This window comes from Erythrobacter sp. W302b (assembly GCF_046452395.1).
Taxonomy (GTDB): Bacteria; Pseudomonadota; Alphaproteobacteria; order Sphingomonadales; family Sphingomonadaceae; genus Erythrobacter.
On record NZ_JBKFDH010000001.1, the window covers coordinates 1,826,456 to 1,852,924 of the forward strand.

At 64.7% G+C, this 26,469-nt stretch carries 33 protein-coding genes and 1 tRNA gene; 17 read left to right on the top strand and 17 right to left on the bottom strand.

Annotated elements, in window-relative coordinates:
* Positions 1-38 precede the first annotated feature (38 nt).
* From ACLBKT_RS08915 to ACLBKT_RS08925, 3 genes are all read left to right on the top strand, one after another.
* Entirely contained in the window at positions 39-464 is a 426-nt protein-coding gene (locus ACLBKT_RS08915; protein ID WP_166545569.1) for a PTS sugar transporter subunit IIA, read from the top strand.
* A gap of 11 nt (positions 465-475) precedes the next feature.
* Complete coding sequence (locus ACLBKT_RS08920; RefSeq protein WP_410182566.1) at positions 476-754, top strand: HPr family phosphocarrier protein; 279 nt, start codon at positions 476-478, stop codon at positions 752-754.
* A 93-nt stretch (positions 755-847) separates the two neighbouring features.
* A complete protein-coding gene (locus ACLBKT_RS08925; protein WP_410182567.1) occupies positions 848-1,642 on the top strand; it encodes a TrmH family RNA methyltransferase in 795 nt (264 codons plus the stop codon).
* Between the two features lie 211 nt (positions 1,643-1,853).
* On the opposite strand, the gene ACLBKT_RS08930 is transcribed toward ACLBKT_RS08925, so the two are convergent.
* The 3 genes from ACLBKT_RS08930 to ACLBKT_RS08940 all read right to left on the bottom strand — a co-directional run bounded on the left by ACLBKT_RS08930 (position 1,854) and on the right by ACLBKT_RS08940 (position 4,616).
* Positions 1,854-2,369 (bottom strand): DUF3291 domain-containing protein, encoded by a 516-nt coding sequence (locus ACLBKT_RS08930; protein WP_410182568.1) that lies wholly within the window; start codon positions 2,367-2,369, stop codon positions 1,854-1,856.
* Positions 2,370-2,374: 5 nt separating this feature from the next.
* Positions 2,375-3,805: a DNA recombination protein RmuC gene (locus ACLBKT_RS08935; protein WP_410182569.1), complete on the bottom strand. Its 1,431-nt coding sequence runs from the start codon at positions 3,803-3,805 to the stop codon at positions 2,375-2,377.
* 238 nt (positions 3,806-4,043) lie between these two features.
* Positions 4,044-4,616: a peptide deformylase gene (locus ACLBKT_RS08940; RefSeq protein ID WP_410182570.1), complete on the bottom strand. Its 573-nt coding sequence runs from the start codon at positions 4,614-4,616 to the stop codon at positions 4,044-4,046.
* Positions 4,617-4,696: 80 nt separating this feature from the next.
* On the opposite strand from ACLBKT_RS08940, the gene ACLBKT_RS08945 reads away from it, so the two are divergent.
* Positions 4,697-5,071 carry a DUF1330 domain-containing protein gene (locus tag ACLBKT_RS08945; protein WP_410182571.1) on the top strand — a complete coding sequence of 125 codons (375 nt, stop codon included), beginning with the start codon at positions 4,697-4,699 and terminating at the stop codon, positions 5,069-5,071.
* On the opposite strand, the gene recR is transcribed toward ACLBKT_RS08945, so the two are convergent.
* Entirely contained in the window at positions 5,068-5,664 is a 597-nt protein-coding gene (gene recR, locus ACLBKT_RS08950) for a recombination mediator RecR (protein WP_410182572.1), read from the bottom strand. The genes ACLBKT_RS08945 and recR overlap by 4 nt on opposite strands.
* Before the next feature lie 123 nt (positions 5,665-5,787).
* Between recR and fmt the strand changes: the two genes are divergently transcribed.
* The 3 genes from fmt to ACLBKT_RS08965 all read left to right on the top strand — a co-directional run bounded on the left by fmt (position 5,788) and on the right by ACLBKT_RS08965 (position 8,774).
* On the top strand, positions 5,788-6,693 hold the full coding sequence (gene fmt, locus ACLBKT_RS08955; RefSeq protein WP_410182573.1) for a methionyl-tRNA formyltransferase: 906 nt from the start codon (positions 5,788-5,790) through the stop codon (positions 6,691-6,693).
* 105 nt (positions 6,694-6,798) lie between these two features.
* Entirely contained in the window at positions 6,799-7,551 is a 753-nt protein-coding gene (gene truA, locus ACLBKT_RS08960) for a tRNA pseudouridine(38-40) synthase TruA (RefSeq protein ID WP_410182574.1), read from the top strand.
* A gap of 110 nt (positions 7,552-7,661) precedes the next feature.
* Positions 7,662-8,774, top strand: coding sequence for a zinc-binding dehydrogenase (locus tag ACLBKT_RS08965; protein ID WP_410182575.1), 1,113 nt, complete (start codon positions 7,662-7,664; stop codon positions 8,772-8,774).
* A gap of 502 nt (positions 8,775-9,276) precedes the next feature.
* On the opposite strand, the gene ACLBKT_RS08970 is transcribed toward ACLBKT_RS08965, so the two are convergent.
* Positions 9,277-9,636: a winged helix-turn-helix transcriptional regulator gene (locus ACLBKT_RS08970; RefSeq protein WP_410182576.1), complete on the bottom strand. Its 360-nt coding sequence runs from the start codon at positions 9,634-9,636 to the stop codon at positions 9,277-9,279.
* Positions 9,637-9,714: 78 nt separating this feature from the next.
* On the opposite strand from ACLBKT_RS08970, the gene ACLBKT_RS08975 reads away from it, so the two are divergent.
* The gene (locus ACLBKT_RS08975) at positions 9,715-10,020 is read left to right on the top strand and encodes a YdhR family protein (protein ID WP_410182577.1); all 306 of its coding nucleotides are present in this window, start codon (positions 9,715-9,717) and stop codon (positions 10,018-10,020) included.
* 94 nt (positions 10,021-10,114) lie between these two features.
* Here the strand turns inward: ACLBKT_RS08975 and ACLBKT_RS08980 are convergent, their stop codons facing one another.
* The gene (locus ACLBKT_RS08980; RefSeq protein ID WP_410182578.1) at positions 10,115-11,104 is read right to left on the bottom strand and encodes an asparaginase; all 990 of its coding nucleotides are present in this window, start codon (positions 11,102-11,104) and stop codon (positions 10,115-10,117) included.
* A 20-nt stretch (positions 11,105-11,124) separates the two neighbouring features.
* On the bottom strand, positions 11,125-11,715 hold the full coding sequence (locus tag ACLBKT_RS08985; RefSeq protein ID WP_410182579.1) for an N-acetyltransferase family protein: 591 nt from the start codon (positions 11,713-11,715) through the stop codon (positions 11,125-11,127).
* A 124-nt stretch (positions 11,716-11,839) separates the two neighbouring features.
* Here ACLBKT_RS08985 and ACLBKT_RS08990 point away from each other — a divergent pair.
* Positions 11,840-11,915: transfer RNA gene (locus tag ACLBKT_RS08990), tRNA-Val, on the top strand.
* Between the two features lie 326 nt (positions 11,916-12,241).
* On the opposite strand, the gene ACLBKT_RS08995 is transcribed toward ACLBKT_RS08990, so the two are convergent.
* The 7 genes from ACLBKT_RS08995 to ACLBKT_RS09025 form a co-directional block, all read right to left on the bottom strand.
* Positions 12,242-12,487: a hypothetical protein gene (locus ACLBKT_RS08995; RefSeq protein WP_410182580.1), complete on the bottom strand. Its 246-nt coding sequence runs from the start codon at positions 12,485-12,487 to the stop codon at positions 12,242-12,244.
* Positions 12,488-12,714: 227 nt separating this feature from the next.
* The gene (locus ACLBKT_RS09000; protein WP_410182581.1) at positions 12,715-13,290 is read right to left on the bottom strand and encodes a hemerythrin domain-containing protein; all 576 of its coding nucleotides are present in this window, start codon (positions 13,288-13,290) and stop codon (positions 12,715-12,717) included.
* 81 nt (positions 13,291-13,371) lie between these two features.
* Positions 13,372-13,614, bottom strand: coding sequence for a hypothetical protein (locus tag ACLBKT_RS09005; RefSeq protein ID WP_410182582.1), 243 nt, complete (start codon positions 13,612-13,614; stop codon positions 13,372-13,374).
* A gap of 70 nt (positions 13,615-13,684) precedes the next feature.
* Positions 13,685-14,743, bottom strand: a complete 1,059-nt coding sequence (locus tag ACLBKT_RS09010; RefSeq protein ID WP_410182583.1) for a sensor histidine kinase — start codon at positions 14,741-14,743, stop codon at positions 13,685-13,687.
* Entirely contained in the window at positions 14,740-15,150 is a 411-nt protein-coding gene (locus ACLBKT_RS09015) for a response regulator (protein ID WP_410182584.1), read from the bottom strand. Before ACLBKT_RS09015 ends, ACLBKT_RS09010 begins: the two co-directional genes overlap by 4 nt.
* A 52-nt stretch (positions 15,151-15,202) precedes the next feature.
* The gene (locus tag ACLBKT_RS09020; RefSeq protein ID WP_410182585.1) at positions 15,203-16,711 is read right to left on the bottom strand and encodes a sensor histidine kinase; all 1,509 of its coding nucleotides are present in this window, start codon (positions 16,709-16,711) and stop codon (positions 15,203-15,205) included.
* A gap of 79 nt (positions 16,712-16,790) precedes the next feature.
* Positions 16,791-17,570, bottom strand: coding sequence for a response regulator (locus tag ACLBKT_RS09025; protein ID WP_410182586.1), 780 nt, complete (start codon positions 17,568-17,570; stop codon positions 16,791-16,793).
* A gap of 180 nt (positions 17,571-17,750) precedes the next feature.
* Here ACLBKT_RS09025 and ACLBKT_RS09030 point away from each other — a divergent pair, with 180 nt between their 5' ends.
* Positions 17,751-17,927 (top strand): NepR family anti-sigma factor, encoded by a 177-nt coding sequence (locus ACLBKT_RS09030; protein WP_410182587.1) that lies wholly within the window; start codon positions 17,751-17,753, stop codon positions 17,925-17,927.
* Positions 17,927-18,463, top strand: coding sequence for a sigma-70 family RNA polymerase sigma factor (locus tag ACLBKT_RS09035; protein ID WP_410182588.1), 537 nt, complete (start codon positions 17,927-17,929; stop codon positions 18,461-18,463). The genes ACLBKT_RS09030 and ACLBKT_RS09035 overlap by 1 nt, the downstream gene beginning before the upstream one ends.
* 210 nt (positions 18,464-18,673) lie before the next feature.
* Here the strand turns inward: ACLBKT_RS09035 and ACLBKT_RS09040 are convergent, their stop codons facing one another.
* A complete protein-coding gene (locus tag ACLBKT_RS09040; protein WP_410182589.1) occupies positions 18,674-18,943 on the bottom strand; it encodes a GlsB/YeaQ/YmgE family stress response membrane protein in 270 nt (89 codons plus the stop codon).
* 492 nt (positions 18,944-19,435) lie between these two features.
* On the opposite strand from ACLBKT_RS09040, the gene ACLBKT_RS09045 reads away from it, so the two are divergent.
* Both ACLBKT_RS09045 and asd read left to right on the top strand, forming a co-directional pair.
* The gene (locus ACLBKT_RS09045; protein ID WP_410182590.1) at positions 19,436-20,188 is read left to right on the top strand and encodes an SDR family oxidoreductase; all 753 of its coding nucleotides are present in this window, start codon (positions 19,436-19,438) and stop codon (positions 20,186-20,188) included.
* 45 nt (positions 20,189-20,233) lie between these two features.
* On the top strand, positions 20,234-21,082 hold the full coding sequence (asd, locus tag ACLBKT_RS09050) for an archaetidylserine decarboxylase (protein ID WP_410182591.1): 849 nt from the start codon (positions 20,234-20,236) through the stop codon (positions 21,080-21,082).
* Position 21,083: 1 nt separating this feature from the next.
* Here asd and ACLBKT_RS09055 read toward each other — a convergent pair whose 3' ends face one another.
* Positions 21,084-21,527, bottom strand: coding sequence for a TlpA family protein disulfide reductase (locus ACLBKT_RS09055; protein WP_410182592.1), 444 nt, complete (start codon positions 21,525-21,527; stop codon positions 21,084-21,086).
* Between the two features lie 154 nt (positions 21,528-21,681).
* Between ACLBKT_RS09055 and argH the strand changes: the two genes are divergently transcribed.
* From argH to ACLBKT_RS09075, 4 genes are read left to right on the top strand one after another with little or no spacing between them, the layout of a single operon-like run.
* Complete coding sequence (gene argH, locus ACLBKT_RS09060) at positions 21,682-23,058, top strand: argininosuccinate lyase (RefSeq protein WP_410183673.1); 1,377 nt, start codon at positions 21,682-21,684, stop codon at positions 23,056-23,058.
* Complete coding sequence (locus ACLBKT_RS09065; protein ID WP_410182593.1) at positions 23,055-23,294, top strand: hypothetical protein; 240 nt, start codon at positions 23,055-23,057, stop codon at positions 23,292-23,294. Before argH ends, ACLBKT_RS09065 begins: the two co-directional genes overlap by 4 nt.
* An 11-nt stretch (positions 23,295-23,305) precedes the next feature.
* Positions 23,306-24,565, top strand: coding sequence for a diaminopimelate decarboxylase (gene lysA, locus ACLBKT_RS09070; RefSeq protein ID WP_410182594.1), 1,260 nt, complete (start codon positions 23,306-23,308; stop codon positions 24,563-24,565).
* 7 nt (positions 24,566-24,572) lie between these two features.
* Positions 24,573-25,412: an NAD(P)-dependent oxidoreductase gene (locus ACLBKT_RS09075; protein ID WP_410182595.1), complete on the top strand. Its 840-nt coding sequence runs from the start codon at positions 24,573-24,575 to the stop codon at positions 25,410-25,412.
* 2 nt (positions 25,413-25,414) lie between these two features.
* Here the strand turns inward: ACLBKT_RS09075 and ACLBKT_RS09080 are convergent, their stop codons facing one another.
* Positions 25,415-26,410, bottom strand: a complete 996-nt coding sequence (locus tag ACLBKT_RS09080; protein ID WP_410182596.1) for a MarR family transcriptional regulator — start codon at positions 26,408-26,410, stop codon at positions 25,415-25,417.
* Positions 26,411-26,469: the final 59 nt, after the last annotated feature.

Genomic DNA, 26,469 nt, shown 5'->3' on the forward strand with positions numbered 1-26,469 from the left:
GCCCCCTTGGCGGGCAGTTAACGGACCCCTATTCACGCATGATCGGCTTGATCCTGGTAACCCATGGCCGCCTCGCGGACCAGTTTGTCGAGGCAATGGAGCACGTGGTCGGCCCGCAGGACGGGATCGTCACGGTCTGCATCGGCCCCAGTGACGATATGGAGCAGCGCCGCGCCGATATCGCGGACGCGATTGCTTCGGTCGACAATGGCAAGGGCGTCATCATCCTCACCGACCTGTTCGGCGGCACCCCGTCGAATCTGGCGATCTCGCTGCTCGATGCCGGGCATGTCGAGGTCATCGCGGGAATCAATCTGCCGATGCTGATCCGCCTGGCTGGTGCGCGCAAGGCGATGGATGTCTCCGCCGCGGTCCATGCCGCGCAGACCGCCGGGCGCAATTACATCACCATCGCCAGCGAATTGCTGGGGCAGGACACCGCCCCCGCGCGGGCCAAGGCCTGAAGGCGCGCTGCGTGGGGGAAGCACGGCAAAGCGTCACCATCGTCAACCGCCGGGGCCTGCACGCCCGGGCGAGTGCGAAGTTCGTCGGCGCGGTGGCGAACCTGCCCGATGGCGTGAAGGTCACCGTGAGCAAAGCCCCGCACAGCGCGGCGGGCGGATCGATCCTCGGGCTGATGATGCTCGGCGCGGCCAAGGGCGACACGGTTGAGGTCGCGGTCGAGGGGGACGGCGCGGACGCCGTGCTCGCCGATCTGATCGCGCTGATCGCCGACGGCTTCGGCGAGGATTAACGCGGAGATTCCGTTCGCCTCGAGCGCAGTCGGGAGGCGCTGGTGCGCTGGTGTCTCGACTTCGCTCGACACGAACGGCATAGGCCGAGGACCATGCGCAAGCACATCACCGGCTTTTCCAATCCGACCGTCAAATATCTGCGCTCGCTGCGCGACAAGAAGCATCGCAAGCGTTCCGGCCAGTTCCTGGTCGAAGGGCTGCGGCTGCTGGAGGACGCGCGCGCTTCGGGCCGGGTGCCGCAGACGCTGGTGATGGCCGAGGGGCGCGCACACGCGCTGCTCGTCCGGCTTGAGGCTGACGTCATGGCGGCGGGGGGCGAGGTGATCGAAACCACGCCTGACATCCTCTCCAAGATCACCGGCAAGGACAATGCCCAGAGCGTCGCGGGGGTGTTCGACGAATGGGACACGTCGCTGGCGACGCTGGACCGCGAAGCCGCGCCGATCTGGCTCGCCGCTCAGGCTTTGCGCGATCCGGGCAACCTCGGCACGATGCTGCGCACCTGCGACGCGGTGGGCGCGGGCGGGCTGATCCTGATCGATGACTGCGCCGACCCCTTCAGCGCCGAAGCCGTCCGCGCGAGCATGGGCGCGCTGTTCACCGTGGGGCTGGTGCAGGCGCGGTGGGACGAATTTCTGCCATGGCTGCGGGCGGGAGACAGCCAACTGGTCGCGGCGTCCTTGCGCGATGCTGTGCCCTATCGCGGGGCGCCTTATGCTGCACCGTGCTTCATTCTGGTCGGCAACGAATCGCAGGGGCTGCCGGAGGATTACGAGGCAGCCTGCGACCTGCGGGTGACGATGCCGATGAAGGGCCGCGCGGATTCGCTCAATGCGGCCGTGGCGGGCGCAGTGCTGGCTTACGAGGTGCTGGCGGCGCTGGAATAAGCGTTACAAAGGTGACACCGTGTCCGCTGGGCAATGCGCCAATTTTCGACATATTTCCCGATACTTGCACCCCGCCAACGCAAGCGGACGGACAGGGAAACGGGGCTTTGAAGCTCTGCCCGACACCGGTTTCGGGCGGCTGATGCGTGCGGACGATGGGAAAGAGCGGCCCGCATCATTGTCTGCCGCGCGGATGTAGGAAAGCCTTGCCTTACGCGTGGCCGATGCACCACGGATCGGGCTTCATGTCGACCGGCGGATCGGCAAGACCGGGCTGGGGAAAGCGCGCCTTGAAGGTGAAGCTCTGCGGGGTCGGGCCGTAGCGGTCGAGCATCCACAGGCGCGAAAGGCCCTCGTCGATACTCGGGCGGTGGCCTGCGGGCACCCACCACAGGGCCTGATAGGCGCCCTCGAAGCGGTGGAAATATTCGCGCCGCCGCGCCATTTCCGGCGTGTGACCCGAGCGGTAGACGAAGGCGAACAGGCTTTCCGCATCCTGCCACACCGACATGTTGACGAGCAGCAGCGGATCGGAGGCGACGTCGAAATCGGTGGCATTGCCGCTGTCGGACTGGAGCCGCCAGACGAACCCGGGCGAGGCATCGGCGATGGCGTTGATGCGCTCAAGCGCGTCGAAGAAGGGCTGGACGCGCGGATCACCCTCGGGCGCGAGCAGCTTGCCTATGTTGATCTGTGCCAGCTGCCAGCCGCTGTTCTGCCCGTCCATCCGACCTAATCCGCTACGTCGCGATTACCGCTTTCCGCATTCCTATCAGGCGCTTCGAGCGCTGCAACATCCTCCGCGTTGTAGCGCGGCGATGACTCAACAAGTGGCACCTCGTCGATTTCACCTTTGCCGATTTCGACGCCCTTTTCTGCAAGGCGTCGGCCAGAGGACAAGACATTCCGTTCAAAGCTACCAACGAAGCTGTTGTAGTTCTTAACAGCGGACTCAAGCCCACCGCCGACCCGCTTCAAGTGCTCCCCAGCCTTGCGAAGCCTATCGTACAAGTCCGCCCCTAATCTTCCAATTTCGGCAGCTTCTTTTGCCATCCGATCTTGCCGCCAAACCTGCGCGACTGTGCGCGCTATCGCGACAAGGTTGGTCGGCGTCGCCAGCAGCACCTTGTTGCGGAAAGCAAAATCCCACAATTCGGGATCATGTTCCAGCGCGGCGGCAACGAAGTGCTCACCCGGCACGAACATTACTACATAATCAGGCGCATCATCGAACTGGCTCTGGTAGCTCTTTGAACCGAGCGTCTGAACATGGCCGCGCATCGACTTGGCGTGGAGATCGAGATGGCGCTTGCGATCGGCATCATCGTCCGTTTCGAAGGCTGCCTGATAAGCGTTCAACGATACCTTCGAATCGATCACCAGCTTTTTCTGGCCCGGCACATTCACAATCGCATCGGGCCGCAGCCGCCCCTCGTCCGTGTCCATCGATTGCTCGAGATGGAAATCCGTATGTTCGGCCAGCCCACATTGTTCGAGCACGTTCTGCAACGCGCGCTCTCCCCATCGACCGCGCGCCTTAGGTCCGCTGGTCAAGGAATTGCCGAGCCGCTGCGCCTCGCGCCGGACCTGTTCCTGCCCTTCCCGCATCGACTGGATCAGGCCAGCCAGCTGTCCGAAGGCATCGGTGCGCTTGGCCTCCAGCTCGGCGACCTGCCGCTCGTAGCTCGCCAGCTTGTCGCCCACCGGAGAAAGCAGCGCCTTCAGCTTTTCCTCGCTCGCCTTCTCGGAATGGCCGAGGCGTTCCTCGGCGCGTTTCAAAAAGGCTTCCTGCGCACGGTTCAGGACCTGCGCCCCGGTGTTCTCGAACTCCTTGAGCAGGTTCGCGCGCGATTCTTCCAGCAGGCGCTTCTGTTCCTCGAAGGCGGCACGTTCAGCGCGGAAGCGGGCGTTTTCCTCGCGCGCGGCGTCGAGCTGCTGCCCCAGACTGTCGGCGCGTGCGGCGCGTTCACCGAGTGCGGCAATCTCGACCCGCGCCTCGCCCAGCTCCGCAATGGCGCGGGCGAACTTCGCCTCCCCCTCGGCCCCCGCCGCCTCAGCCGCCCCCAGCCGCGCGCGCAGATCGGCGAGCGGGCGCGAGGCGAGGAACCAGCCGAGCGCGGCACCGGCAAGGAGGGCAATGATCGAGAGAATCGCAGGGTCCATCGCGCATTCCTACAAGGAACGAATGGGGAACGCTAGGCCTGCGTCATGCTTTCCAACAAGAAAGCTGGATCCCGGCCTCCGCCGGGGTGACGAGGGTGGGAAAGGCAAGCGCAAGCATCGGCACGGCACGCGCCGCGAGCGCACGCGCGCGAGCCGCAGGGGCCTCGGACCCCGGCCTTGAGCCGGGGGAAGAGAACAGCCCCGAGGACGAAGGCGCGGAGGCGCCTTCGCAAAAAAACTACGCCGCGCGGCGGATCTTCTCGAGCTTCTTCAGCACCATCGCCTTTTTCAGGCGCGACAGATGGTCGATGAAGAGGATGCCTTCGAGATGGTCCATCTCGTGCTGAAGGCAGGTCGCCATCAGGCCGGTGAGGTGTTCCTCATGGCTGTTGCCGTCCAAGTCCTGATAACGCACCGTGCAGGTCGCCGGGCGATCCACATCGGCATAGATTTCGGGGACCGAGAGACACCCTTCCTGATAGGTCGAAAGCTCCGCCGCCGGATCGACGATCACCGGGTTGATGAACACGCGCGGATCATTCTTGGTCGCGGGGTGGGTGTGCTTGTGGCCATCGTGGCTGCATTCCACGGGCTCAGCGTCCGGGTCTTCGGGCTGGAGGTCGATCACCAGCACGCGCTTGGGCACGCCGATCTGGATTGCGGCCAGCCCGATGCCGGGGGCGTCGTACATGGTCTCGAACATGTCTTCGACCAGTGTGCGCAGGTCGTCGTTGAACTCGTGGGGTTCAACCGGGGTCGAGACGATCTTCAGCCGGGGGTCCGGCACTTCAAGGATTTCGCGGATAGCCATGGTCGGAAAGATAGGCCCGTGACCGCGGCTTATCAAGCTGTCAGGATGGTGCAGGATTCAATGACGATGGGGGAACAGGGATGCGTAAGGCGGTGATGACAGGAGCGGCGGGGCTGTGCCTTGCCGGGGCGGCGCTGGTGATGGCAGGCGAGACGGCCATACCCAAGGCCTATGTCGTGGGCGAGATCGCGGTCACCAATCCCGATGGTTATGCGCAATATGTCGCCAAGGTCGGCCCGGTGATCGCGGCTTGCGGCGGGCGCTATCTGGTGCGCGGCGGGGCGAGCGAGGCGCGCGAGGGCGAGGCGGCGGCCGGGCGGATGGTGGTGATCGAGTTCGCCTCGCTGGCGGCGGCGCGGGCGTGTCTTGACGGGCCGGAATACAAGGCGGTCGCGCATCTGCGCCATGCCAATGCGCGCTCGCGGATCCTGCTGGTCGAGGGCGTCGCGCCCTAACCCACCGGCCTTCTCGCCCGGAGCGCCTGTGCCAGCGTGCCTTCGTCGAGGTAATCGAGCTCCCCGCCCACCGGCAAGCCGTGGGCGAGCTGGGTCACGCGGACGGGGAAGACCTCAAGCCGCTCGGCGATGTAGTGCGCGGTGGTCTGGCCTTCCAGAGTGGCGTTCATGGCGAGCACCACCTCGTCGATCCCCCCCGCCTCGACCCGCGCGAGCAGGCTGGCGATGTTGAGGTCTTCAGGCGCGATGCCGTCGAGCGCCGAGAGCCTGCCGCCGAGCACATGGTAGCGCCCGGGAAACAGGCGCGCGCGGTCCAGCGCCCAGACGTCGGACACTTCCTCCACCACGCACAGCGCGCGCCCGTCGCGGCGCGGGTCGGTGCAGATGCCGCAGGGGTCGGAGGTGTCGACATTGCCGCAGATGTGGCACTCGACCAGCGTCTCGGCGACGTCCGCGAGGGCTTCGAGCAGGGCGGGCAGCGCGCTCTCACGGTGCTTGACCAGCCACAGCACCGCCCGCCGCGCGCTGCGGGGCCCAAGCCCCGGCAGGCGGGCGAGCGCGGAACTCAGAGCTTCGATTTCCTGTGAGGCCAAGGCGCGCGTCTTCCCTTTTCCGTTCGCCCTGAGCTTGTCGAAGGGCTGCACTTCTCTTTATGGGCCACTGCTAAGGCGAAACACAGTGCTTCGACAAGCTCAGCACCAACGGAGATTGTTCAGTTGCGCATCATCTTCATGGGAACGCCCGATTTCGCGGTGCCCGCCCTGCGCGCTTTGGCGGAGGCAGGGCATGAGGTGGCGTGCGTTTACACCCAGCCGCCGCGCCCGGCGGGCCGGGGGAAGAAGCTGATGCCGTCCCCGGTGCAGGTCGAAGCGGAGCGGCTGGGGGTGGAGGTCAAATCGCCTGGGTCCTTGCGGAACACCGAGGCGCAGGCGGCGTTCGCGGCGCTGGGGGCCGATGTGGCGGTGGTCGCGGCTTACGGGTTGATCCTGCCGCAGGCAGTGCTGGACGCGCCGCGCCACGGCTGCCTCAACATCCACGCCTCGCTCCTGCCGCGCTGGCGCGGGGCGGCGCCGATCCACCGTGCGGTGATGGCGGGCGATGCCGCGACGGGCGTGACGATCATGCAGATGGAAGCGGGGCTCGATACCGGGCCGATGCTCCACAAGGTGCGCACGCCGGTCGGGACCAAGACGACGGGAGAACTGTTCGCAGAACTGGGCGCGATGGGCGCAGCGGCGATGGTGGAGGTGCTGGCCGATCTCGCGGCCTTCCCGCCGGAGGTGCAGGATGAGAGCCTCGCGATCTACGCGCCCAAGATCGACAAGGCAGAGGCGAGGATTGACTGGGCGCAGGACGCCGCCGTGATTGAACGCACCGTGCGCGGCCTTGCCCCCTTCCCCGGTGCCTGGTTCGAGCTTGAGGGCGAGCGGGTGAAGCTGCTGCTCGCCGAGGTGGTGGACGCCAGCGGCGCGCCCGGCACGGTGCTGGACGACGACTTCACCATCGCCTGCGGGTCGGGCGCGATCCGGCCTCTGAAACTCCAGCGCGCGGGCAAGCCGGCCATGGCACGCGACGAATTCCTGCGCGGGCGGGCTGTGGCGTCGGGGGTGGTGCTCTCATGACGAAGTCGCCCTCCTCGTCATCCCGGCGCAGGCCGGGACCCAGTGCCGCAAGCGCGGAGCGTGCCGCTCTGGGCCCCGGCCTGCGCCGGGGTGACGGATAGGTTCATGACCCGCTTCGCCCTGACCCTCGAATTCGACGGCACCCCGTTCTTCGGGCTGCAACGCCAGTCTCATGGACCGAGCGTGCAGCAATCGGTCGAGGATGCGCTGCACCGGATCACCGGCGAGGCCGTCGTCATGCACTCCGCGGGCCGCACAGATGCGGGCGTTCATGCGCTCGCCATGCGCAGCCACGTGGACATCGAAAAGCCCTTCGATCCCTTCCGGCTGATGGCGGCAGTGAACGCGCATCTGCGGCCCGATTCCATCGCTGTGACCGCCTGCGAGGTGGTGCCGGACGATTGGCATGCGCGCTTTTCCTGCACCGGGCGGCGCTATCTCTACCGGATCGCCAACCGCCGCGCGCCGCTGACGCTTCAGCGCGACAGGGCCTGGCATGTCGCCCAGCCGCTCGACGCGGACGCGATGCACCGCGCGGCGCAGGCGCTGGTGGGGCGGCACGATTTCACCACCTTCCGCTCGGTCCATTGTCAGGCCGCCGACCCGGTGAAGTCGCTGGACGTGCTGGACGTGGAGAAGGTCGGTGACGAGATCCACATCCACGCCGCCGCGCGCTCCTTCCTGCATCATCAGGTGCGCTCGATGGTGGGCTGCCTCAAGCTGGTCGGCGCGGGCACATGGCCCGAGGAGCGCATGGCGGAAGCGCTGGCCGCGCGGGATCGCAATGCGCTGGGCCTCAACGCACCGCCGCACGGGCTTTATTTCGTCGAAGCGAGCTATCCTTCAATCGTGACGTAACGTCACCCTAGCCTTCTCGTCATTGCGAGCGTAGCGAAGCAATCCAGATCAGGAGCTGGATTGCCACGTCGCCTTCGGCTCCTTGCAATGACGAAAAGAGAGGACGCGTCATGACCACCGGAAAGCAGCTCTTCACCACCCTCACCGCCGACGGCAAGCTGACGCTGGAGGTGGCGGAAAGCCAGTTCCCCGCCCCCACTGGCAATCAGGTGCTGGTCAGGATGGAGGCCGCGCCGATCAACCCCTCTGATCTTGCGATCCTCACCAGCGCTGCCGATTTCGAGACAGCGGACTACACCCCCGGCAAGGTCGTCGCCACCATGCCCGAGCCCTTCCTCACCGGCAACAAGGGCCGCCACGGTCAGCGCCTGCCTGCGGGCAACGAGGGCGCGGGCACGGTGATCGCCACCGGCGACAGCGACATGGCCAAGGCGCTGATGGGCCAGCGGGTCGCCTGCGTCCCCGGCAATGCCTTCAGCCAATATGCAATTGCAGACGCGATGATGTGCATTCCGCTGGGCAATCATTCGTCCGAAACCGGCGCGTCGAGCTTCGTCAACCCAATGACCGCATTGGGTTTTGTCGAGACGGCGAAGATGGAGGGGCACTCGGCCATCGTCCACCTGGCCGCCGCCTCAAACCTCGGCCAGATGCTCAACCGCATCTGCATCGAGGACGGGATGAAGCTGGTCAACATCGTCCGCAAGGACGAGCATGTCGAACTGCTGAAGTCGCAGGGCGCGACTTGGGTGGTGAACTCGTCCGCCTCCACCTACATGGCCGACCTGCGCGCCGCGATCGCCGAGACCGGCGCCTATCTCGGCTTCGATCCGATCGGCGGCGGGCAAGCCTCTGACGGCGTGCTGAAGGCGATGGAGCAGGTCGCGGCGAGCCAGATGGGCGAGTTCTCGCGCTATGGATCGAACCAGCAGAAGAAGATGTATATCTACGGCCGGCTCGATCTCCAGAACCCGACCATCCTGACCGCCTCCTACGGGCTCCAGTGGTGCGTGGCCGGCTGGCTGTTGACGCCGTTCCTCCAGCGCGCGGGCATGGAGACCGTGGTGCGGATGCGCCAGCGGGTGCAGGCAAACCTCACCACCACCTTCGCCAGCCACTACAAGGCCAAGGTGACGCTGGAAGGGATGCTGGAGAAGGACGCGATCTGCGATTACCGCCAGATGAAGACCGGCGAGAAGTATTTGGTCACGCCTTGGGGGTGAGGGGGTGTCTCAGGAGGCGGGGTGACGGTTTGATTTCGCCCCTATCGTCACCCCGGACTTGATCCGGGGCTAGGCTTTTTTCCTGCGAGGCAGCGAAAGGCAGCCAAGCCCCGTGTCAAGCACGGGGTGACGGGTGATGTGCAATACGCTCGTCATCTGCTGCCGCCAGAATGAGCCCGTGCCAGCGACCCCGGCGCAGTCTTAAACGGACTTTGCGCGTAGAAACGGATCAGGGGCAGGTCGGACAATCATCGGGCCAGACTGCCAGCACCTGACCGTGTAGGAAAGCACGCACAGCGAGCGCGGCGGCGGGGATGGCGGCCTTCGGGCCCGCGCCTCGCCGCCGCTTGTGACCGCCGCCCCATGACCGCTTAGGGGACAATTTCAGAATATCCGCTTTCAGTCGAAGTGCGGCGGACACGGCCCGGCGAAAGTCAGGACCGCGCCGCGCGGCAGCACATGGCTTGAGCTGGATGGATGCTGACCCTTTGCATTCCTGGCCTTAGTCCCATCGGCCAGACTCGCGATGCTTCAATATCTCGGGATAATTCGATACCACCCATTGTTCGATCCCCGCGGCCAGGTCGCTAAGAGAATGACCAAGTGTGGTCAGTCTATACTCCACGCGGGGCGGCACTTCACCGTAGCTCGTTCGCTCGACAAGCCCGTTGAAGTGCAATGCCTTGAGCGTCTGCACGAGCATCTTCTGCGAGATGCCGCCGACCTTACGCTTGAGGTCGCCCGTCCGCATTGGCCCGTCGCGGAGCGCGCACAGCAGCAAGACTGTCCACTTGCCTCCCGCAAGCGCGAGAAAGTCACGAGAGGGACAGTCGAGATTGTAGGGATTGGCTTTTCCAAACATTTTCAATTGTTACCAGAAAGTGCGTACTGGTCCAAGCGGCGGTTGGCCGGTAATTCCTTGACTATCGAGGAGAAGACGATGCGCCACGCCCAGATATTTCAATATGATCTAACGCTCGATCAAACCGCCTATGGCCCGAGGTTCGTCGATCCCTATGCGCAAGCCATCGCCGATTTTCCGGGGCTCATTCGCAAGACCTGGATGGCCGATCACCTGAACGGCAAATTTGCGAGCTTCTACCTGTGGGAGAGCAAGGAGGCGATGGACGCCTTCATGGCCTCACCGGCTATCGCCCAAGTTGCCGCTGAGCCGTTTCTGAAAGATCTGGTCATAACCTCGCTGCCGGTTGCCGAGAGCGCATCGGCCATCACTCGCGGCGTGTAGCCAAAAAGGTCTGGTTCCGAACCGTCAAAGAGGGGAGCCATGGTGAGATCGGGGTCGCCCGCCGAACCGCAGCTCCTGTCCGGAGAAGCTGCCTTCACCCTCCATCAAACGCCGCCTGCACTGCTGCCGGATCGGTCACCCGGTTCGCGATCAGCACCATCAGCAGCATCCGCGCCTTGGCCGGGCCGAGCGCTCGTGCCGCCACCAGGCCGAGCGCGTCATCATCGACCTCGACATTTCGGTCGACGATGCCTTCGTCCACGCGGGTGGATCGCACCACCGGCACGCCGCGCGCCGCGGCGCGGGACAAGGCTGCGATCACGCTTGCAGGGGCGTTGCCCTGCCCCATGCCGGCCAGCACCACGCCCTTGCATCCGATGCCGAGCAGAGCTTCGACCGGCTGTTCGTCCATGCCTGCACCAGCCGTGAGGATCGCCACGCGGGGCAAGGCCTGCGGGAAGGGATAGCGTTCGCCCTCGCCCAGACGGTGCGGCGGGCCGAACCAGTCGAGGGTCGACGGGGTCACACGCGCCAGCGGCCCCCTCGGGAAGCTGCGGAACGCGTCGATGGCGGAGGTCGCCGCCTTGCGTGCATCGCGGGCCGATAGCACCGCATCGCCCATCACCAGCATCACCCCGCGCCCGGCGGCGTCAGGATCGCTCGCCACTTTGACCGCATTGGCAAAGTTGCGCATTCCGTCTGCGCCCACCGCGTCCGCAGGCCGCATCGCGCCGACCAGCACGATCGGCTTGGCGCTCGGCAGAGTGAGATCGAGCAGAAAGCCGGTCTCTTCGGCGGTATCCGTGCCGTGGGTGATGATCACCCCTGCGATGGCCGGATCGTCGAGCGCGCCCGCGCAGGCCGCATGGAGCGCCTGCCATTCGGCCCAGCCGATATCCTGCGAGCCGATCCGGGCCACATCCTGCGGCACCAGCTCCGCCGCCAGCCCCAGCGCATCGAGGTGCGCGATCAGGGTTTCCAGCGCCAGCCCGCCGGGACGATAGGCCGCGCCGGTGGCGCCGCTGCCTGCGCCGGCAATCGTGCCGCCGGTGCCGAGAACGAGGATGCGTGGGACCGTGCTCATGCACCCGGCCCTAGAGCCTGTCAGTCTGCGGGGGAAGCGTTGAACTGTTCGAACACGGCCGCCAGCCCCGGCACATCGCTCTCCGCGCGCAGCGAGGCCAGTGCTTCGCCGATGTCGATTTCGAGCTGGGTGATCCCGTCTTCGTACCCCGTCCCCTCCGCCCCGAGCGAGCGGGCCAGCGTCAATGCGGGGCGGTTTTCGGGCAGGATGTTGACCGACAGGTGCTCCAGCCCTTCGCGCTGACAATCCAGCAGCAGCACCGCGCACAGCAGCCGCGCGAGGCCGCGTCCGTGATATTCGTCCACCACCGCGACCGAGAATTCCGCCGTGCCGGGATCGTCGGCCTCGCGGAAGGCATGGACGACGCCCAGCGCGGGCGTGTCCGGCAGATCGGAGCGGAGCGCGCCCCAGGCGATATGATCATGCCCGTCGACCGTCACCAGCGCGCGCAGCACCTGCGGCGGCGCTTCGCGCATCCCGGAAAAGAACCGCAGATAGCGCGATTGGGGCGAAAGCTGCGCGATCCCGTCCTTGATGCGCTGCTCATCATCCTTGCGCACCCGGCGGATGCACACCGGGGTTCCGTCATTCAGCTGCGTCTCGATGATCATGCCGTCGGCGTCCTGCTGCGGTTGCGGCGGAGTTCTAGCATCTTTGCCGGACCCGGAGCAAAGGCGGCAATGGCCGCTTGACCCCCGCCCACTTGTCGCTAAATCGCTCCCACCCGCACTGCGCGGGCGGTTAGCTCAGTTGGTAGAGCATCTCGTTTACACCGAGAGGGTCAGCGGTTCGAGCCCGTTACCGCCCACCAGGCAAACCCGCGGAGAAGCGCGGTTTCCGGTTATGATGGAAGATTTTGCCTACCGGCTTGGGTCTTCGCCCAGAAGTCCCTCGTGGCTCGAAGGTTCTTCCGTATTTTCTCGATCCGCTATGGCTTTATCGCGCTGGCGTACTTGCGAGACGGCATTTACCGTCCGTTCAAGCTGGAAAGACCGCGGCTCTGCCGGGCAAGCATTGCCCGTCTTACTGGGCAATCCATGGACAATCTGGACGCCACGCAAATGAGAAAGCGCCGCCTGGAGGGGGCAGAATTTGCCCCGCTCCAGGCGGCGGTCTGGTCAACGACAAGTTGGCGCTTTACTCGTCGCCAGTCACGGGCGCACCTTCGGCATCGCTGGGCATTTTGACGTCGACGTCCGGCACCTCGACTTCCGTGGTCTTGGTACCGACATCCACTTCCGCGGTTTCCACATCAAACTCCGGCAATTCGCCACCCTTCACCTCGACGGCAGGAAGCTCGCCTTCCTTGGTCTGGTCAACATCGCATGCAGCGAGGCTGACAGCGAGCGGGGCGAAAACGGCGCTAATGATCAGCTTCTTCATTGCAATCTCTCCTATTGATACGTCAGTCAAATGGTTGGTATTGATTAGTAAATCGAATGTTCCATCGCTGCGTGAAAAATAAACGCTAAATGGTATGGGCGATATTACTACAGGCACAGGGATAGGATCCGACAGGTGTCGGGTTACGACTATGCGGAGACCGTGTCCCCGGCCCTTAAAGACAAGAGCGGTAAGCCGAGGCTATCGTGCCTCAGCTTACCAGATCATCACGCGGCCATTGCCTTTTCGGCCTGCTTGCGGCGATTAAACACCGCCCGCAAATGGGTCAGATCTGCTTCGCTAAGGTGCTGCTCGGCGGCGACGAATTGCTCCTGCTCTTCTTCGCGAATGTGATGGAGGTACTTATCCTTCAGCGCGGCAAAGCGTCGCAGCCAACCGGGAGAGGCCATGTCGGCCTCCTGCAGTTCCTCAATCAGATCGTCGATCTGCTTGTGCTCGGCGACAGCGTGGCGCCCGTGTTCCGTGGTGTCAGGATTTCGCAGCACGACAGACCACAATGCCTGTTCTTCTGCGGCAGCATGGGCTTGCATCTCCTTGACCATTTCATCGAACAGGCGCCGACGGTCAGGGGAATCGCCCGAAGTCTGTTCGATCATGGCGATGAGCGCGCGGTGTTCATCATGGTCGGCAACCAGCCGTCCGAAGATATCCGGGTTTCCGCGAAACTTGGTCGCCGGGGTGCTGCCAATCCTCGCAGCGAGGTCAGGCGCGAGACGCTTCGCCCGGGCAATTGCGCTGGACTTGGCGTCGCTTTCGTTGATCGGCATGGTGGATGAGGTCATGATGGGTCTCCTTGAGCGTTCTGGCATGAAGGGACGACGAGGCGCGCGGGCCAGGCCATCGAATGCAGCGCGAGGTGCCCCTCAGGCAGCCGGGATGCGACTGGTGGGGGTCGGGGTCTGGGGGTCCGTTTGCTTTTCGGCCTGCTGGTCGCGGTACCGCTTCAGCAAGTAGCCCCCGGCACCGATTGCGACCAGCGCAGGCAGACTGAGACGAGCGATCAGCGCAGGAGCGATCGAACCGAGGATCGCACCCGTGCCATTATCGACCTTGGTGTTCTGCGCGAGCTTTGCACCTGCAACCGCGCCGATGATGTTCTTGATCATGCGTAATCTCCTTTGGCCTGGTTCAAGCCTGAGAGACGCGTGAATGTTCCATCGTCGCGGACGAATGGGCCTATCGGGCGGGCAAAAGCACCACATCAAAATGCAAAATCGCGCGGGTCCCGCGCTCGAGTTTCATCATCTCCAGACGACCATTAAGGCTATGCGCCAACGCGTCCATGACCTGTGTCCCCACCCCCGTGCCATCCGATGCCCCGGCCTTGATGCCGACCCCATCGTCCTCCACCTCAAGTCGAGCCGCCTTGCCATCATTGCAATGCACCCGCACGCGCACCGCGCCGCGAAGGTCGTCGGGGTAGGCATACTTGCCGACATTGGTGATCAGTTCGGAAAGGATCACGCCGAGCGAGATCGCGCGGTCGATGCTGACCCGCAGCGGGGGGCAATCGAAGGTGATCTTGGTGATCGACTTCTGACTCGTCACGCTGCGGTGCAGATCGCGCACGAGCTCACTGAGATAGCTGTCGAGCTGGACGGCGCGGATGTCTTGCGAGGTGTAGAGCCGCTTGTGCACCTGAGCGATCGCATAAACCCGGGTGGCAAAGTCCTCGATCGCGTCGCGCGCTTCGCCGCGTGGAAGGGCTGCGGCCTGCAAATGGGCCATGGAGACGACCAATGTCAGGCTGTTGGCCACCCGGTGGTTTACCTCGACCAGCAGCAGCTCCGCCCGCTCGCGCGCAGCGGCGACTTCGATCTGTGCCGCCTTTTCGGCTTTGCGCAGGCGGTCGCTTTCGATCGACTGACGCAGGATTTCCGCCAGCAGCTCGAAAAACCCACTGCCCATGTCTTTGATGACGTAATCAGACGCCCCGGATTTGAGCGCCGAAACAGCGACCTGAGTTTCGTCCGACGCGGTAACATAGACGACCGGCGGGGGAGAGGGCATGGCCACGATCTTCTCGAGCGTCTGTTCGCCGGAAAGGCCGGGCATGTAGTGATCCAGCGCAACGACGTCGAAGCTCTGCCCGTCCAGCGCGGAAAGTCCGCTCGCCCCGTCTGGCGCGTGCGTGACGTCGAAGCCCATCCGCGTCAGCGCGCGCGACAGCAGCCGCGCAAAGCCGTCGTCGTCATCGATATAAAGCAGGCGCGGTGCAGGCGCCTCTGTTGTCACGCCATGTCTTCCGCCTGAGGCACCTGCATGACGGCCAGAAACAGGCCTAGCTGGCGGATCGCGGTGGTGAAGGCGTCGTAATCGACCGGCTTGGTAATGTAGACGTTCGCCCCGAGATCATAGCAGCGCTGGATCTCGCGTTCATCGTCGGTCGTGGTCAACACGATCACAGGGAAACGGCGCAAACCGGGATCGGACTTGAGATGTTCGAGGATCGTGGTTCCGCTCATGTCAGGCAGGTTAAGGTCGAGCAGCACGAGAAAGGGTCTGTGCGCCGGACCAAGGCCTTTGCGCAGATGTTCGAGCGCCGTCGTGCCGTCAGCGGCGTGAACAATTTCGTTCATCACCCCTGCGCGGCGAATGTTCTTTTCGATCAGGCGCGCATGGCCCAAATCGTCCTCAACCATGAGGATTGTGACTTGATGATGGTCTCCGGGAGCCATTGTGCCGTTCTCCTGCCTACGTCTTCGTCGCCATAGTCAGCGGCAAAGTGACGGTAAAGCAGCTTCCCTCGCCCAGCTCGCTTTCGACATGGATTTCGCCTCCGAGGCGGCGCACCAAGGCCTGCACGTGGGCCAAGCCGATGCCCTCGCCCGGCTTGTCCTGGTCGCCAGAACGGCGGAACAACTCGAACACCCGCCGCCGGTCATGTTCGGCGATCCCCCTGCCGTTATCCCGAATGCGGATCACAATCCGTTTGCCGCGTTCCTCGCCTGACACGGAAATTCGCCCCGGCACGCCCCGACGCAGGTATTTCACTGCATTGTCGAGCAAATTGCCAAACACCTGCTCAAACGCGAGACGGTCGCCCACCACTTCGGGAAATTCCCCGATCTCGATCTGTGCATCGACCGCATCTGCTTGCACGGAGATGCCGTCGACGAGTTCGTTAAACATGGCGGTGAGGTCGATGGTGTCCTTGGTCAGGGTTCTGCGGCCCTCCCGCGAAATCTGGAGGATGGCCTTGATAAGGCGGTCCATCCGCCCGGTTGAGGCGCGAATGAAACCCATCGCTTCGGGCATATCGGTGAGAATGGCGGTGCGAACCTCTTCCGGTACAGCGTTTTCTTCTGCGCGCGCATAATCCGCCATGACCGCCTGCGCCTCTTCCAGCTCGGCGGTGAAGCCCATGATGTTGACCAATGGGCTACGAAGATCGTGACTGACGATATACGCGAAGCGCTGGATTTCCTCATTCGCCGCGGCAAGATCAGAGGTACGTTCCTCAACGCGCTCTTCGAGTGTGGTTGCCAGTTCGCGCACATCGGCGTTTGCGCGTTCCAGTTCGCCAGCACGGCGTACCAAGAGCACGATGGCGCCGAGGATCAGCAAACACGCCATGACAAGGCCTGCCACGTTCAGCAGGTAGGCCCGGTTGCCGGCCTCAGCGGCCGCGCGTTGGCTTTCGTTGAGTTTTGCGACAGCAACGCCTTTGACTTTGCCCAACGCGACGCGGACGTTGTCTGTGAACACCCGGCCCGCGACCGAAGCCTTACCCGCGGCCTCCATATTGCCGGAGCCAATCAGAGTGTTGATTTTGTTGAATGATTCCTTGCGTGCATCGACCGCGTCATCGATTTCTACGATCAGGCCCGGCGGCATATCGAGGCTGGCGTACTGGGCCTTGAGAGCGGGGAAATCCCTATCGAAATCGCGCCGGGCGTCGTCATAACGGGCCCTGAATGCAGGATCCGGGCTAATGATATAGCCGCGCTGAGCCGAATTCAGCTCCAACATCGACAGCGCAAGCGTATCTGCGGCGCTGATAGTGACCAAAGCTTGCTGCACGTCGGCATTGTACTGCTCGGTTGCCATGACAGTCCGCGTGGTGACGATCCCTACGCCCAACACCAATGCAAATCCCAGCATCAGCGGGATCCACGGGCGGGTCATGATGAAAAGGAGCAGGGCCCTCGGGGACAACAGCGCCGGAGCATCGGCGGTTTGATCGGAGGCAGTCGGGAGCATCACAAGGTCACTTTGCCGATGCCGATGCGGGCGTGAGCCCGCACCGGTCGTCGCCGCAAAATTGCGGAAGGTTTGGCGGTCAGTCGATCTCTGCCATGGCGGCCTTTTCGCGGCTCACCAGGAGCGCTTGCCACACGGTCGCCACGACATTGTCGGGATCGAAAGGCTTGCTGATGACGTAGGCAGGCTCGCTTCCGTCGCCCGTCAGCAACTTTTCGGGGAACGCGGTGATGAAGATGACCGGCAAGCTCATGTTGCTGAGGATTTCCCGAACCGCATCAATCCCGCTGGAGCCATCCGCCAGATTTACGTCGGCGAGGATAAGCTCCGGCTCAACCTGTTCGGCCATGGCCACCGCCTCGTCTTTGGTGCGAACGATAGCGGCGACATCGTTGCCCATCGATACCATCAGCGATTTAAGATGGAGCGCGATGATGGCCTCATCCTCGATGATCATGATCTTGGCGGAGAGCAGCGCGTGGATCGCGCTGCGGGCCTGGGCGACGAAGTCTTCGACCTCGCTTTCTGTCATGCCGAGAATGTGGGCCGTTTCGTCAACCGTGAAGCCTTCGATTGTGGTCAGCAGCAAGGCCTTCCGCAATCGCCGCGGCAATGATCCGACGATCGCACCGGGAATATCGATCGGACGCAGAGAGGAATCGCTCCAGATGCGGTGAAATACGCGATAAAGCTCAACGCGGACCGGCGCATTTTCGTCTATCTCATCGGGCGCGGCGATCATCGCCTGAAGAGTCTCGCGCACGGCGGCATCGCCTATCGACTGCGACCCGGTAAGGGTGCGCGCGTAGCGGCGCAGATAGGGCAGTTCGGCGGTAACGGCAGTCTGGAATGACGACATAGGTTATTTCTCCAATCCGTCGCCAAGCCCAAAAGCGGGTAGTTTGTTCCATCCCGGTGGAACATTTCTCGGAAGCATCACTTTCGCTTTGGTAAGCACCCGCTGCACGGACCTCGTCGACAATGCTCCAATCGAGCTTGGATGTCACCCAGCGAAAGATCGATGAACGGGATCAACCGAATGACAGACGATAACCAGCCCAAGCCCAAGGCATCGCAACCCCCGGTTGCATTTGACCCAGTGGAGGCTGCGCTACGTCAGATTTTTGATGACGTAGCTGCCGAGGATATTCCTGACGATTTCGCCGATCTGGTCGCCCAGCTCACCACCAAGTCCAGTCAAAATAAGGACAAATGATGCCCCAGCCAGATGCGGAGCCGCTGTCCCCAGCAGAGTTGGATTCGTTCAAGGCGCAGATGGTCGCTCTCATCCCCGCACTACGCGGATTTGCTCGCGGGCTGTGCCGAGACAAGGTTCTTGCAGATGATCTGGTCCAGGAATCCATGATGCGCGCATGGGCCTCGCGTCACACGTTTATCACCGGGTCAAACTTTCGGGCCTGGATGTTCATGATCCTTCGCAATCACTACTTCGCCGATTCCAAAAAGCGCTCGCGCTACTCCGTGTGGGATCCCGAAGCGGCAGAACGGATCCTCGTGCAAGAGGCCACGCAGGAATCGGGTGTCCACGTCGATGACGTCATGCGCGCGATCCACCGCCTGCCCGACCAGCAGCGCGAAATCCTGCTCCTCGTGGCCGGTGCAGGCCTGAGCTACGAGGAGGCCGCCGTCGTGACCGGTGCCAACATGGGCACAGTGAAGAGCCGCCTCAATCGCGGCCGTGCTGGGGTCAAGGCATTGCTGGAAGGCGAGAAGGCCGCAGCGACTGCCTGACCGGCACGTACCTGACAGCATTGATGAGCCGGGCTGCGGTTCAAAAGTCTCCGTTCGCGCATCGACTTTCAGGACGCGCGGGTTTGGCGCCATCAAGCCGCATATCGCGCACAAATAAACGGGCCCGCCGAGATTAGCGGACCCGTCACAAGATACCGTCCGAGTGTGCCGTAAGTCGTTCAATATCTCTATTGCCTCACGTCCGGGCGATTAACGGACGCTGCCGCGACGGAAGAGATTGATCACACCCAGCAGGATCACTGCACCGATAAACGAAGCAAACAGCGAACGGATATCGAACGCGCCGCTGGTGATGGGGGCACCTCCAATGAGCGGGGTAACCAGGAACCCAGCGATCACAGCGCCGATGACGCCGACCACGATGTTGAGGAAAATGCCCTGTTGCCCGTCGGTGCGCATCACGATGCTGGCAAGCCATCCAAGGATACCGCCGACGATAAGGATGATAATCAGGTTCATGTCATGATCTCCACATTAAGTGAGAGGCAAAATCCCAGCCAGCGGAAGATGTTTCATCAAGAGCAAAATTATTTTGTCTTCTCTTGTCGAAGCTGAATTTAATGAAACAGGCACCTTATTAAAAAATGGCCTTCGACAGCATTTGCTGACGAAGGCCAAGGATTATTGGGGCACGGCGGGTCATTGCCGATGCAAGGTTATAAGCGCGTAGCGAGCCGAATGTTTCGCCTGAGCTGAAATTTTTTCGCGCTGCTCATTTCTTTGAGGAAGCCCGTCGATCTGATCATTCTCGCATAAGTGATGTACCGGGTGGTCGCATCTGCCATGTCGATCGCGCCGCACATTCGGCACTGTGGCGGCATGGGGCCAACTGACGGATGCTGGCGGGCGCAAGCGGAGGGGTGTCATGCCCTCACCCCGCCCATACTGTCAGGCGCGCGCCGCGGGAAATGCTGGCAATCTGCGCGCACATCAAATTCACGGAGAACGGCGATGGATCTGCAACTCGATGACAAAACCGCTCTGGTGCTCGGCGCGAGCAAGGGGCTGGGGCGCGCCATTGCCGTCTCGCTGGCCGATGAGGGCGCGGATGTGATCACCGTGGCGCGTTCAGCAGAGGGGCCGCAGGGGCTCGGGCATATTGTCGCCGATCTCGATGATCCCGCCGCCCCTGCCCAGATCATCGCCCGCGTGCGCGAGACGGGCAAGCCGGTCGATATCCTCGTCCTCAACGCAGGTGGCCCGCCCACCGGAGCGGCGGCGACCACCACGCCGGGGGACTTTGCGGCCGTGATGGACCGGATGTTCAACGCGCAGCTGGCGCTGGCGCAGGCGTTCCTGCCGGAGATGCGGGCGCGCGGGTTCGGCCGGGTTCTGGCGGTCGCCTCGACCAGCCTGATCACCCCGATCCCCGGCCTCGTGCTGTCCAACGCGGTGAGGGCGATGCTGGCGTCGTGGTGCAAGACGCTCGCGGCCGAAGTCGCGGCGGAGGGTGTGACGGTCAACCTGCTGCTCCCCGGCCAGATCGCCACAGACCGGCTCACCAGCCTCCACGGCGCGATGGCGGCGGGGAGCGGGATGACGCCGGAACAGATCACGGCGCGATCAATCGCGGCCATCCCGGCGGGGCGGCTGGGTCGCCCCGAGGAGTTCGGAGACATCGCCGCCTTCCTCGCCTCCCCGCGCGCCGGTTTCATCACCGGCTGCGCCATCAAGGTCGATGGCGGGCAAACCGCCACGCTCTGACCCGCATCGCTTGCGCCGCTCGCCGCAGGCCGGTAGCGCGGGGCCATGTCCTCTGCCTTCATCGCGCTCCAGCACATCCTGCCGCAGCACGCGCTCTCGCGCTTTGCCGGGCGTCTGGCCGCGAGTGAGACGCCGTGGCTGCGTGACCGGCTGATCCGCCGCTTTGTCGCGGCCTACGGCGTCGACCTCAGCGAAGCGGCGCGCGGGATCGGGGAGTTTGCGAGCTTCAACGACTTCTTCACCCGCGAGCTGAAGCCCGGCGCCCGTCCGCTGGCCGATAGCGCGGCGTTTATCCTCTCGCCTGCCGATGGCGCGGTCAGTCAGCTTGGCCCGATCAGCAGCGGGCGGATCATTCAGGCCAAGGGGCGTGATTATTCGGTCGCGGAAATCCTCGGCTGCCCCCCCGCAGAGGCCGCGCGGTTCGAGGGCGGAGGGTTCATGACCATCTACCTCAGCCCCAAGGATTATCACCGCGTCCACATGCCCGCCGCGGGCACCTTGCAGGCGACCCGCTACATTCCGGGTGACCTCTACTCGGTCAATGTCGCCACCGCCGCCGGGGTCGACCGCTTGTTCGCGCGGAATGAGCGGCTGTCGTGCCGGTTCGACGGGCCGGACGGGCATTTCGCCAGCGTCATGGTCGGTGCGATGATCGTCGCCGGGATCGATACGGTGTGGCCGAACACCTTCCGCACCCATGCCTCGGCCCCGGTGCACGAGGACTTCACCGGCAAGGCGCATGATTTCGCCGCCGGGGACGAGATGGGCCGCTTCTACCTGGGCTCGACTGTGGTGCTGTTGTTCGAGCCGGGCCGCGTCGACTGGCTCGACGGCCTCAAGCCCGGTGATCCCTTGCGCATGGGGCAAGCGATCGGGCGGCGGCTGAGCGCCTGACCTACTGCGCGGAAAGGCTCTCGCGAATCAGCGCCGCCGCTTCCGCGCTGTCCCACGCGTAGCCGCCCGCCACCCGCAGCACTTCCTTGCCGCTGGCGTCGAACAGGATCGTCAGCGGCAGCGCGCCTTCCGGGGTGAACTGCGCCGATAGCGCCGTTTCGGGATCGAGCCACGGTTCGAGCCGCTGGTAGCCGCCCTTGGCGAAGAACGGCGTCACCACCTCGGCCCCGCGCAGATCCTGACTGACGGTGATCACCCGCACCTCCCCATCCAGCGCGGCGGCGAGCGCATCGAGCTGCGGCATTTCCTTGACGCAGGGTGCACACCAGGTCGCCCACAGATTGAGCAGCACCGGCCCCTCCTGCGCGCCCAGATCGAGGCTCTGGCCTGCCGCATCGGTGACCGTGATCGCCGGGATGGGCGCGCCGGCAAACTGGCGCGTCATCAGGCCCGTCGGAGTCTTCGCCGCTTCGCCCTGCGCAACCGGTTGCGCCGGGGCCTCGGCAGCCCTATCGCATCCCGCCAGCAGCAGGAGCGGTAGGGCCAGAATGAGCGACGAGCGGGACATGACAGGCTCCGATACGGGTGCGACCAACGCCATGTGGGGCGGGCGCTTCGCTGATGGCCCTAGCGCGATCATGCGCGAAATCAACGCCTCGATCCCGTTCGACAAGGCGCTGTGGCGGCAGGATATCGCCGCCAGCAAAGCCCATGTTGCGATGCTGGGCGCAGCGGGCATCATCGCTGCTGACGATGCGTTGATGATCGCCAAAGGCCTCGACGCGGTTGCCGCCGAATACGAACGCGATGGCGTGCCCGAGGATTGGGACCGCGAAGACATCCACATGACCACCGAAGCGCGGCTGGCCGAGTTGATTGGCCCGGTCGCCGGGCGGCTCCATACCGCGCGCAGCCGCAATGATCAGGTGGCGACCGATTTCCGCCTCTGGGTGCGCGATGCCGCCGCGCAGATGGACGAGGGGCTGGCCGCCTTGCAGCGCGCGCTCGTTGCCCGCGCGGGCGAGCACGCGGACAGCATCATGCCCGGCTTCACCCATTTGCAGACCGCGCAGCCGGTGACGCTGGGCCACCACCTGATGGCCTATTACGAGATGATCCGGCGTGATCGGGCGCGGCTCGCCGACGCGCGGGTGCGGATGAACGAATGTCCGCTCGGCAGCGCGGCGCTGGCTGGCACCGGTTTCCCGATCAACCGGGAGGCCACAGCCGCCGCGCTCGGCTTTGATCGGCCGACGGCAAACTCGCTCGACGCTGTGTCCGACCGTGACTTCGCGCTCGATTTCCTGTGGTGCTGTTCCGCGACGGCCCTGCATCTCTCGCGGCTCGCCGAGGAGCTGATCCTGTGGGCGAGCCAACCCTTCGGCTTCATCCGCCTGCCCGACAGCCTCTCGACCGGCTCGTCGATCATGCCGCAGAAAAAGAACCCCGACGCCGCCGAACTGGTGCGCGGCCATAGCGGGCGGGTAATCGGCGCGCTCACGAGCCTGATGATCACCATGAAAGGCCTGCCGCTCGCCTATTCCAAGGACATGCAGGACGACAAGCCGCCGGTGTTCGAGGCGGCTGGCCTAATGGCGCTGAGCATTGCGGCGATGACCGGGATGATCGCGGGCGCCACCTTCAACACCGCCCGGATGCGCGCCGCGGCCGAGCTCGGCTATGCCACCGCGACCGATCTGGCCGACTGGCTGGTGCGGGCCCGCGGCATCCCGTTCCGCGAGGCGCATCACATCACGGGCGCGGCGGTGAAGCTCGCCGAACAGCGCGGCATCGCACTGGACGCCCTGCCGCTTGAAGACCTCAAGGCGATTGATGCGCGGATCGACGAAAGCGTCTATGCTGCGCTGTCGGTCGACGCGTCGGTCGCGGCGCGCGCGTCCTATGGCGGAACCGCGCCCGATCAGGTCCGTTTGCAGGTCGCCCGCGCGCGCGCTGCGCTGGGTATGGAGGAATGATGCGCAAGTTTGCCATATTGGGCCTCGCGGGCGTGCTATCGGCCTGTGGCACTGTCTCGCCGCTGACCCCGCCCGAAGGCGCGACCCTGCCAGACGCGCCCTATGGCGCGCCCGACAAACCGACCGCGCAGGAACTGCTCCGCCGCGATGCCCTTGCCGCGCCCGAACGCTCGGTCGAATTGCGCCGCCGCTCGGAGGAGCGCGCGGACGACCCCTTCGATCTGCCGCCTGAATAGAAGCGAAGACCATGGACCATTTTGCCTATCGTGACGGCGTGATGCACGCCGAAGATGTGCCGCTGCCGCTGATCGCCGAGGCGGTCGGCACGCCCGTCTATGTCTATTCGCGCGCCACGCTCGAACGTCATGCGCGGGTGTTCCGCGAGGCGCTGGCGGATGTGCCGGACAAGCTGATCGCCTTTGCGGTGAAATCGAACCCCAACCTTGCGGTGCTCAAGGTGCTCGGCGCGCAGGGCATGGGCGCCGATGTCGTGTCGGTGGGCGAGATGCGCCGCGCGCTGGCGGCGGGGATCGCGCCGGAGATGATCGTGTTCTCGGGCGTGGGCAAGACCGCAGCCGAAATGGTCGCGGCGCTCGATGCGGGGATCGGCCAGTTCAATATCGAAAGCGAGGAAGAAGGCATCGAGCTCGCCGAAATCGCCGCCGCGCGGGGGATGACCGCGCAGTGCACCTTGCGCATCAATCCCGATGTCGACGCGGGGACGCACGACAAGATCTCCACCGGCAAGGCCGACAACAAGTTCGGCGTGCCCATCAGCGAGGCGGGGCAGATTTTCGGCAAGCTCGCAGGCCTGCCCGGCGTGAACCTGCGCGGGGTGGCGGTGCATATCGGCAGCCAGCTCGCCGATCTCGCACCACTGGAAACCGCCTTCGCAAAGCTTGGCGTGCTGGTCCAGGCGCTGCGCGGCGCGGGGCATGAGGTGACGCACGTGGACCTCGGCGGGGGCCTCGGCGTGCCCTACCGCGTGGGCGAGGTGCTGCCCCAGCCTGCTGAATATGGCGCGATGGTGGCGCGGGTGACGAAGGACTGGGGCGTCAAGCTGATCTTCGAGCCCGGCCGGGTGATCGCAGGCAATGCGGGCGTGCTGCTGACCCGCGTGGTGCGGGTCAAGCGCGGGATCAAGGACCCCTTCGTGATCGTCGATGCGGCGATGAACGATCTCGCACGGCCTGCGCTGTACGGGGCCTATCACCACTTCGAGGCAGTGCAGCCGAAGGGCGCGCAGATGACCGCCAACATCGTCGGCCCGATCTGCGAGACCGGCGACACCTTCGCGATGGGCCGCGAATGCGACCTTCTGGAAGCGGGCGACCTCGCCGTGTTTCGCACCGCGGGGGCTTACGGCGCGACCATGGCCTCGTCCTACAATTCGCGCGGGTTCGTAGCCGAGGTGCTGGTCGATGGCGACAAGTTCGCCGTGGTCGCCGACCGGATCGAAGCGGGCGCGATCATGGATGCCGAGCGCGTGCCCGAATGGCTGGCATGAGGCTCTGATGAGCCAGATCGCCAGCCTGCCGCTGTTCCACCAGATCGCCGGGCAGAGCGTGCTGGTTCTGGGCGATGGGCCCGCAGCGGAGCCCAAGCGGCGGCTGGTCGAACGGGCGGGCGGCGTGATCATCGATGACTTGCCCCGCGCGATCGACGAGGGCGTGCGGCTCGCCTTCATCGCCTACGAGGACGCGCAGGCCTGTGAGGTGGCGGCGATCAATGCGCGCTGTGCGGGGATGCTGGTCAACGTCGTCGACCGGCCGGAACTGTGCGATTTTACCACGCCGAGCATCCTGGACCGTGATCCGCTGCTGGTGGCAATTGGGACGGGCGGAGCCTCGGCGGGACTGGCGAAGCATGTCCGGCTGCGGCTGGAGCGGGTGTTGCCCGAGACGCTGGGGTTGCTGGCCAAGGCATTGGAGGCCGCAAGGCCGGCGCTGCGGCAGCGGTTTCCCGAAGGCGCAGCCCGGCGGCGTGCGGTGGACGCCGCGTTGCGGGAAGGCGGTACGCTCGATCCGTTTGATCCTGCGTCCTTTCAGAAGGTCGGCGATTGGATGGAGGGCAGCGTCCCTCCCGCCACCGGCGCGACTGTCGACGTCACCCTGACCAGCCCCGATCCTGAGGACCTGACCCTGCGGCAGGCGCGCCTCTTGGGTGAAGCGGATGTCCTGTTGATCGACGGCCCAGTTCCGCCTGCCATTCTGGCCCGTGCCCGCGCCGATGCAGAGCGTGAGACCTTGCGCGAGCGCGAAGCCGGGCTCGACCGGACCGAGCCGGCGCCAGGCACCGCCACAACCGGCCTGACCCTTATCCTGCGCTGGCGGCCCGCTCCGCCTGAGTCATAAGCTCAAGCGGCCTGCAACACCGGCGAGCGCAGGCTGGCGAAATAGGCTGACATCGCCGCGATTGCCTTGTCGCTCAGCGCGATGAAAGCGCGGCGGCGATCCGCTGGATCGGGCACGCGCTGGAAGATCCCGCTTTCCACCATCTGGGTCAGCCAGCGCAGCGCCGTCGTCGCCGGGACGCCTGCCGCTATGCACAGCGACGTGACCGACACCTGCGCGCCTTCGCCATGCGCAGCGGTCAGATCGAGCAGCATGTCCCACGCCGGGTCGCCGAACAGCGCCGGATCGAAGAACCGCGCGCGTGCCTGACGGTTCGCGATCAATTGTCGCACCAGCTGCGGATCGGGCAGCGGCGGCTGCGCAGCCCCAAAACCGCTGACCAAACCCGCTTCGGGCGCGTGATAATCCCGCTTGTGCTCGCCCAGCTTCGGCGCGAACAGTGCGGCGCCGTGGCCCATCCGGTCGAGCGAATGGGCAATCGCTTCAACCTGCTGCGAAAGGCGCAGCAAGGCCACGCGGTCTTCCTCACCCATCTCGCGCAAGCGCGCCGCGCCCGCTTCACCCATCACCCGCCCCACCGCGATCAACCGTTCGGCGCGGCTGGGCGCGATCAGGATAAGCGGATTGGACTGATCAAGCACCGCGAACACATCATCCAGCCCCGCCAGATTTGTCGCCACGATCAGCTTCGCCCCGGACCGCGCCACCCGCATATCGAGCCGCGCAAGGCCCGCCAGCATCATCCCGTCGATCCCGCGCGCGCCCGTGACCACGCAATCGACCACCACCACATCGCCCAGCAAGGCAATCGGCCCCTCGAGCAGCGACCGCAGCGTCCCGCCATCAATGCTGCGAAACCCCGCCCCGCCCAGGTCTGCGCCGATCTGATGGCGCAAGCCTTCATCCTCGGCAAAGATCGCCACGCGGGCGGGCAGGCCCGATCCATCGTCAACGATGTCATAGGAAAAATCGGCCAGATTGGCTGCATTGTTCAACATGCGCGCGACTCCAACAATGTTGGAACGTGTGTAGAACAAAAACGGATCAAGGTCAAACC